The 7459-nt window shown below is 72.4% G+C and carries 6 protein-coding genes and 1 pseudogene; 3 read left to right on the top strand and 4 right to left on the bottom strand.

Annotation, left to right across the window (positions count from 1 at the left end; translation table 11 throughout):
* On the bottom strand, positions 1-2179 hold a 2179-nt coding region (locus AOK24_RS27665; protein ID WP_338060955.1), incomplete at its 3' end, for a sensor histidine kinase.
* 359 nt (positions 2180-2538) lie between these two features.
* On the opposite strand from AOK24_RS27665, the gene AOK24_RS27670 reads away from it, so the two are divergent.
* Positions 2539-3327, top strand: coding sequence for a protein phosphatase 2C domain-containing protein (locus tag AOK24_RS27670; RefSeq protein ID WP_055722774.1), 789 nt, complete (start codon positions 2539-2541; stop codon positions 3325-3327).
* A gap of 55 nt (positions 3328-3382) precedes the next feature.
* Here AOK24_RS27670 and AOK24_RS27675 read toward each other — a convergent pair whose 3' ends face one another.
* Both AOK24_RS27675 and lon read right to left on the bottom strand, forming a co-directional pair.
* Positions 3383-3850, bottom strand: coding sequence for a MarR family winged helix-turn-helix transcriptional regulator (locus AOK24_RS27675; protein ID WP_055722775.1), 468 nt, complete (start codon positions 3848-3850; stop codon positions 3383-3385).
* A 153-nt stretch (positions 3851-4003) separates the two neighbouring features.
* The gene (lon, locus tag AOK24_RS27680; RefSeq protein WP_055722776.1) at positions 4004-6406 is read right to left on the bottom strand and encodes an endopeptidase La; all 2403 of its coding nucleotides are present in this window, start codon (positions 6404-6406) and stop codon (positions 4004-4006) included.
* Positions 6407-6576: 170 nt separating this feature from the next.
* Between lon and AOK24_RS52350 the strand changes: the two are divergent.
* Positions 6577-6738, top strand: a pseudogene (locus AOK24_RS52350) (DUF4259 domain-containing protein); the annotation flags it as partial.
* An 83-nt stretch (positions 6739-6821) separates the two neighbouring features.
* On the opposite strand, the gene AOK24_RS51210 reads toward AOK24_RS52350, so the two are convergent.
* Positions 6822-7082, bottom strand: coding sequence for a hypothetical protein (locus AOK24_RS51210; RefSeq protein ID WP_055722777.1), 261 nt, complete (start codon positions 7080-7082; stop codon positions 6822-6824).
* A gap of 215 nt (positions 7083-7297) precedes the next feature.
* Between AOK24_RS51210 and AOK24_RS51215 the strand changes: the two genes are divergently transcribed.
* Positions 7298-7459, top strand: a 162-nt coding sequence (locus AOK24_RS51215; RefSeq protein WP_240554147.1) for a DUF5954 family protein, incomplete at its 3' end; no start/stop codon positions are given.

A 7459-nucleotide genomic window follows, 5' to 3' on the forward strand; every position in this document is an offset into this window, starting at 1 on the left:
ACTCCACCGCAAGGTCCCGGTTGCGCGAACGCCCCCCGATGACATGCGAGTTGACCTCAGCATCGGCCCCCGGCAGGCTCACCCCGCCCGCAACCGCCCCCGGCGTGACGGACGGTACGGCTCCGGACGGCGCCGGGGCCAGTACGGCGGTGGGGACGACGACAACCGCAGCGGTCCCGGACGTCTTCTTCTGCCCCCTCAACCGCACCCGCACAGCGTGCCGCCCCGCGAGGCGGGAGACGACGAACAGGCCGAGGCCCTCGTCGCCCTCCCCCTCGAAGGGGACCTCGGGGTCGGACTCGGCGAGGCGGGCGTTCAGCGTGTCGCGGCGGGCGGGCTCGATGCCCACCCCCTCGTCCTGGACGGAGAGCATGACGTCGCCGTTCTCCAGGAGCCAGCCGGAGACCTCGACGGGCAGGTCGGGCGGCGAGAAGGAGGTCGCGTTCTCCATCAACTCGGCGAGGAGATGCGAGAGATCGTCGGCGGCGAACCCGGCGATGTGGGCGTGCGCGGGAAGGGAGGAGATCCGCACCCGGTCGTAGCGCTCGATCTCGGAGACGGCGGCCCGCACGACGTCGACGAGCGGTACGGGACCGGGATGTTGCTGCACATGCTCCGCCCCCGCGAGGACGAGCAGGTTCTCGCTGTGCCGCCGCATGACGGTAGCGAAGTGGTCCAGCTTGAACAGCGTCGCGAGCCGCTCGGGATCCTGCTCGCGCTCCTCAAGACCCTCGATGACGGCGAGTTGACGCTCGACGAGCCCGAGGGTGCGCAGCGAGAGGTTGACGAACGTGGACCCGATGGACGCCCGCAGCCCCTCCAACTGCCCGGTGACCGAGGCCAGTTCGGTACGGAGTTCCTCGCGCGCGTCGGCCATCTTCTGCCGCTGCCCGACGAGGTGCTTGCGGTCGGCCTCCAGCGTGGCGAGCCGTTCGTGCAGCCCGGCGGCGTGCGCGTGCAGCGCGTTGACGGACCGCACGACCTGGGCGAACTCGTCGTTGCGGCCGGTGAACTTGACGGGTTCCTCGGCGCCGGGCTCCGCCGCCTCGGCGAGCCGCGCGGTGCCCCGGCGTACGGCGGACAGCGGCCGGGTGAGGCTGCGCGCCATGCCCGTGGCGACCCCGACGGCGACCAGCATGAGCGCCCCGAGCAGCGCGACGCGCAGTTCGAGCCCGGTGACGTCGTCGTCGCGGAGGGTCTCCAACTCCTTGGTGCGGCGGTCGAAGAGGGACGCCTCGACGCCGCGCATCAGCTCGATGCGGGCGGACAGGGCGGCGTCCACGGCGGTCGGCGTGGCCTTCAAGTCGTCGTCGCCGAGGACGGGTTGGTCGGTGAGCTGGGTCAAGTACCGTTCGGCGGCGTCGTTCTCGCCGCCGGTCACCGTCGAGTCGTACGCGTCGACCATGCGCTGCGGGGCCGTCTCCCGGAAGTCCGCGAGCGCCGAGTCCGAGCGCAGGCGGGCCTGTTGGGCGGCGGCGCTGAGGGCGTCGCGCAACTCGGCGGCGCCGGACGTGTCGTAGCCGTCGTCGACCGGGACGTCGAGCGCGGCGACGAGCAACCCCCGGGCGGCGGCGGCCTGTTGGACGGCGGAGTCGAGCTCGGCGAGGGCGTACGCACCGGCGCCCGCGCGCGGCGGGGTCTGCTGGGCGAGCTGTTCGGCGAGGCGGTGCAGGTCGGTGATGGTCCTGCTGTACGCCTCGTGCGCCTGGAGCGGTGTGCTCTTCCCGTCGAGCGCGTTCTTGCGGATCGCGGCGATGCCGGAGACGGCGGCGGGGAGGTTCCCGGCGGCGCGCAGGTCGGTGAGCTGCCGGTCGACGCGGGCGGTGACCTGCGTGTCGGGGGCGCTCTCCTTGTCGCGGCCGGTCGCGAGGTACGGGGTGACCTGGTCGCGCTCATCGGCGAGGGAGTGCGCGAGGACCAGCGCCTCCTGGGTGCGCTCGGCGAGCGTCACCAGCTCCTGGGAATCCTTGAGTTCGGCGGAGAGCGCGAGCACGGACGGCGTACCGGCCGCGCCGATCGCGGCGGCCACCACGGCCACGGCGATGATCAGCCGGTTGCGCACATGGGTCGGCCGGCCCTTGCCGACGGGCGCACCCGAAGCCGCACCGGCGGGCGAACCTGCCCCGGAAGCCGACTGTTCTGTGCGCCCAGGCCGCGTCTTCTGCACCGGTGCTCGCATTCCTGTAACTCGTGTACCCATGGGACCGGATGACGCTCGGTCAACACCAGCGCACAACCGGTACGGTCCCCGACCCTCCCAGTGCCGGTGGGCGGGAAGCGCTCATCACCTGACCCGCCACCCGAAGGAGTGAACATCGGAGGGGAGTTGGCGGGCAAGTTCCCCCGGCGCGCGCCGGTTCCCCTCGCGGCCCGCCGGTTGGACGCGGGCGCCGGGCTTTGGCAGTATTCGCCGACACGTCTTCCCCAAGGGCTCGATTCCCGCCCAAATCACCCGTCTGACCTGCAAAGAAACGTCAACGGGACGATCATCGCGAGCCGTTCGGCCGCAGTGTGCGCGGGTACGTGCAGACTGACCCGATGCGTACGGAACTTGTGTCCGAGCCGGGCGATCCGGCCCGCCCCAACGAGGACTTCGCCGCGCTCTGCGTTCCCGCAGCCGGACAGGGGGGTGTGCTCGTCGTGCTGGACGGGGTGACGCCGCCGCGTGGTCCGAGCGGGTGCGTCCACACCGTGCCCTGGTACACCGCGCGGCTCGGCGGGGCCCTGACCGAACTGACCGCTTCCCTCCCGGATGTTCCGCTCGCCGAGGCGCTGTCCCGCGCGATCCACCGAACCGCGACCTCCCATTCACAAACCTGTGACCTTTCTCACCCACGGACTCCGCAGGCGACGGTCGCGCTCACGCGCTGGGGCGCGGAGTACGTCGAGTACCTGGTCCTGTCCGACGCGGCGCTCCTCCTGGAGTCCCCCGACGGCACGGTCACCCCGGTCCTCGACGACCGGCTCGCCCGCCTCCCGCGCGAACTCCTCGTCTCCGACGAGGTCGCCGACGCCCGCGCCCGCAACAAGGAGGGCGGCTTCTTCACGGCCGCCGCCGACCCGTCCGTGGCCGCCCGCGCGGTGACGGGACGCGTCCCGCGCGCCGCCGTCCGCTCCCTGCTCGGCCTCACGGACGGCGCGACCCGCTGGGTGGAGACGTTCCACGAGGGCGGCTGGGCCGACCTCCTGCCGTACGTCCGCAAGGCGGGCGCCGCCGGACTCGTCTCCCGCGTACGGGAGTTGGAGTCGGCGGACGCGCAGGCGCGGGTGTTTCTGCGGCGCGGCAAGACGCACGACGACGCGAGCGCGGTGTACGTGGAGCTGTAGCGCGGGGCGGATCGGCGAGAGGCGGGCGCGGCCCCGCCCACGTGCGTGCCCTGCCCTACTTCTCCATCACCTGGTTCAACTCCCCCAGCAGCCTCGCCAGTTCGGAGACCTCCTTGCGGTCCCAGTGGGCGAGCTGCGCCACGTAGATCGCCCGGCGCGCCTCCCGCACCCGGCTCACCCTGCTCCGCCCCTCCTCCGTCAGCTCGACGAGCCAGGCCCTGCCGTCCGCCGGGTCGGGCTCGCGGGCGATGAGGCCCAGCTCCTCCAGCGCGCGCAGCTGCCGGGACATCGTCGCCTTGCCGACGCCGATGTACGCGGCCAGCTCGGTGGCCCGGCGCCGCCCGGTCTCCTCCAGCCGCACGAGGAGCCCGTACGCGGCCGGTTCCAGGTCGGGGTGCACCTCGCGGGCCATCTCGCCCTGGTTGGCGCGAGCCCGCCGCAGCAACACGGTCAGCTCCCGTTCCAGCGAGAGGAACTCCCGGTCGGCCCCTCCCACGGCGCCGCCGTTCCCGTCGTCACTCACTTCGGTGCTCCCTGTCGTCCGCTCGGCTCATCGCCGCAGTTCGGACAGTATTTCGCAGGTGGGCGTAGGGGTCTTGTCAGGGGACGGACTTGTACGGAGGCTCGGGCCCCCATCAAGGGGAACCCGAGCCTCCGCCCACTCCGCCGGCACCCGTCACGCCGCCAGCGGAACCTCGTTCCTCGCGGGCGTCAGCGCCAGCTCCAGCACCTGCCGCACATCCGTCACCGCGTGGACGTCGAGCTTGTCCAGCACCTCCGCCGGGACGTCGTCGAGGTCGGCCTCGTTGCGCTTGGGGATGATGACGGTCTTCACCCCGGCCCGGTGCGCGGCCAGCAGCTTCTGCTTGACCCCGCCGATGGGCAGCACGCGCCCGGTCAGCGACACCTCACCGGTCATCGCCACGTCCGTGCGGACCAGCCGCCCGGAGAGCAGCGAGGCCAGCGCGGTCGTCATCGTGATGCCGGCGCTCGGGCCGTCCTTGGGGACCGCGCCCGCCGGGAAGTGGATGTGCACGCCCCGGTCCTTGAGGTCGCCGACCGGGAGCTCCAGCTCGGCGCCGCGCGAGCGCAGGAAGCTGAGCGCGATCTGCGCGGACTCCTTCATCACGTCCCCGAGCTGCCCGGTCAGGGTGAGGCCCGCCGCGCCCGTCTCCGGGTCCGCGAGGGACGCCTCGACGAACAGGACGTCGCCGCCCGCGCCGGTCACCGCGAGGCCGGTCGCCACGCCCGGGACGGCCGTACGGCGCTCGGCGGGGTCCTGCGCGGACTCCGGCACGTGGTGCGGGCGCCCGATGAGCGCGCGCAGGTCCTCGTCCCGGATGGTGAACGGCAGCTCCCGCTCGCCCAGTTCGTGCTGGGCGGCGACCTTGCGGAGCAGGCGCGCGATGGACCGCTCCAGGGTGCGGACCCCGGCCTCGCGGGTGTACTCCCCGGCGAGCTTGCGCAGCGCGCTCTCGTGGAGGGTGACCTCGTCCGTGTTCAGGCCCGCGCGCTCCAGCTGGCGCGGGAGCAGGTGGTCGCGGGCGATGACGACCTTCTCGTCCTCCGTGTACCCGTCGAGCCGGACCAGCTCCATCCGGTCGAGCAGGGCCTCCGGGATGGCCTCCAGGACGTTGGCCGTGGCGAGGAACACCACGTCCGACAGGTCGAGTTCGACCTCCAGGTAGTGGTCGCGGAAGGTGTGGTTCTGCGCGGGGTCGAGGACTTCGAGGAGGGCGGCGGCCGGGTCGCCCCGGAAGTCGGAGCCGACCTTGTCGATCTCGTCGAGCAGGACGACGGGGTTCATCGACCCGGCCTCCTTGATCGCCCGCACGATCCGCCCGGGCAGCGCGCCGACGTACGTACGCCGGTGGCCCCGGATCTCCGCCTCGTCCCGGACGCCGCCGAGGGCGACGCGGACGAACTTGCGGCCCATCGCGTGCGCGACGGACTCACCGAGACTCGTCTTGCCGACGCCGGGCGGCCCCACGAGGGCCAGTACGGCGCCCCCGCGCCGGCCGCCGATGACGCCCAGGCCCCGGTCGCCACGCCGCTTGCGGACGGCCAGGTACTCGGTGATGCGCTCCTTCACGTCCTCCAGGCCCGCGTGCTCGGCGTCCAGGACCGACTTCGCGCCCTGTATGTCGTACGCGTCCTGCGTGCGCTCGTTCCACGGGAGTTCGAGGACCGTGTCCAGCCAGGTGCGGATCCAGGAGCCCTCCGGGGACTGGTCGCTGGACCGCTCCAGCTTGTCGACCTCCTTGAGGGCGGCCTCGCGGACCTTCTCCGGCAGGTCGGCGGCCTCCACGCGGGCGCGGTAGTCGTCCGACTCCTCACCCTCGGTCTCGCCGTTCAGCTCGCGCAGTTCCTTGCGGACCGCGTCCAGCTGGCGGCGGAGCAGGAACTCGCGCTGCTGCTTGTCGACGCCCTCCTGGACGTCCTTCGCGATCGTCTCCGCGACGTCCTGCTCCGCGAGGTGGTCGCGCAGCTGCTGGGTCGCCGTCCTGAGGCGGGCGACCGGGTCGGCCGTCTCCAGCAGCTCGATCTTCTGGTCCAGGGTCAGGAACGGGGAGTAACCGGAGTTGTCGGCCAGCGCGGACACGTCGTCGATGGCCTGTACGCGGTCGACGACCTGCCAGGCGCCGCGCTTGCGCAGCCACGCCGTGGCCAGCGCCTTGTACTCCTTGACCAGCTCGGTGACGCTCCCCGGCAGCGGCTCGGGCAGCGTCTCGTCGAGCCGGCTGCCCTCCACCCACAGCGCGGCGCCCGGGCCGGTCGTCCCGGCCCCGATCTTCACCCGCGCGCGTCCGCGGATCAGCGCGCCGGGGTCCCCGTCGGCAAGCCTCCCGACCTGCTCCACGGTCCCGAGCACGCCCGTCCCCGCGTAATTCCCGTCCACCCGGGGCACCATCAGCACCCTCGGCTTCCCGGACTCGGTCCGCGCGGCGGCCTGCGCCGCCTCCACCGCGGCCCGCACATCAGCGTCATTCAGATCCAACGGAACCACCATGCCCGGCAGAACGACCTCGCCGTCGAGCGGCAGCACGGGCAGAGTGAGCGTTGAGGACGACGAAGCCATGATCTCCCCTTCGGCAGTCAAGTTGAGCTATGCCGACTCAATGCACATGAGCCCCCGAATGTTCCCGCCCCCGTGTTCGCCGTGAGCGATCACGCGGATTCCGCAGGTCAGAGGCGTTGTCAGTGCCGGGTGCGAAGGTGGGGACCACCGAGACGGACGGGCAGGCACACATGGGCACCTGGGGAACCGGCCCTTTCGACAACGACAGCGCGGCCGATTTCGATGGCGACCTGGCCAGGATTCCCGCGGAGAACCGCGCGGCGGCGATCCACGAGCGCCTTCTCCTGACCGCCGACGACTACCTGGAGGCGCCCGACGCCGAGGAGGCGGTGGCGGCGGCTCAGGCGGGACGCCGGCGGGGGCGGCTCGTCGCCGCGGCGTACGGACGCCGGCCCCCGCCCGCCGAACCGTCCGCTCAGTTGCGGCGGAACAAGCAGATCAGTGCCGTCCGGTCCCCCGTGAACGCCTTGCCCTCCGCCGCTGTCATGGTGGACAGGGTCCAGCCCTGTGCCTCGATCGCCTCGATCTGTTCGCCGACGCCCGGCATGAGGCCGGTGGTGCGGGAGGAGGAGCCGGCCTCGATGATCTTGAAGGTGAGGACGCGGCGGCCCTCGGTGTACGCCAGGGCGGCGATGCGGGACGCCTCGTTGGCCTTGGCGTTGTTGATGAAGCCCATGGGTCCCCCCGGGGTGGGTTGCGGTGATCGGGGAACATCATCGGGCCCCGGCCGGGACCGGGGGTAGCGCCGTGACGGGACTGTGACGGGGTGGTGGCCGTATGACCCGGGAAACCGCCGCGAGGCACCCGCACCCGTTCCGACCAGGTCGAACAAAGGCCCCCACTTTCCCGGTTCCCCCCGTTCCGCACCCCCGCCGCGACCACAATGCGCACATGACCGATGACTGGAAGCGACACATCGACGAGCTGCACGCGGAACTGGTCCGACGGGACGACCCGGTCGCGTGGGTGATGGAGGCGGACGCGGTCGAGGCGTCGCGGCGGTATCCGCGGATGGCGCTGAGGGGCCCGGTGTTCGGGGTGGCGGTGCGGGAG

The sequence above is a fragment of the Streptomyces niveiscabiei genome (genome assembly GCF_001419795.1).
GTDB classification, from domain to species: Bacteria; Actinomycetota; Actinomycetes; order Streptomycetales; family Streptomycetaceae; genus Streptomyces; species Streptomyces niveiscabiei.

What these genes read in the sequence shown, in the direction of transcription:
- lon (WP_055722776.1), bottom strand. Translation starts at nt 6,406, where the DNA reads ATGGCTTCGTCGTCCTCAACGCTCACTCTGCCCGTGCTGCCGCTCGAC.
- AOK24_RS51210 (WP_055722777.1), bottom strand. Translation starts at nt 7,082, where the DNA reads ATGGGCTTCATCAACAACGCCAAGGCCAACGAGGCGTCCCGCATCGCC.
- AOK24_RS27670 (WP_055722774.1), top strand. Translation starts at nt 2,539, where the DNA reads ATGCGTACGGAACTTGTGTCCGAGCCGGGCGATCCGGCCCGCCCCAAC.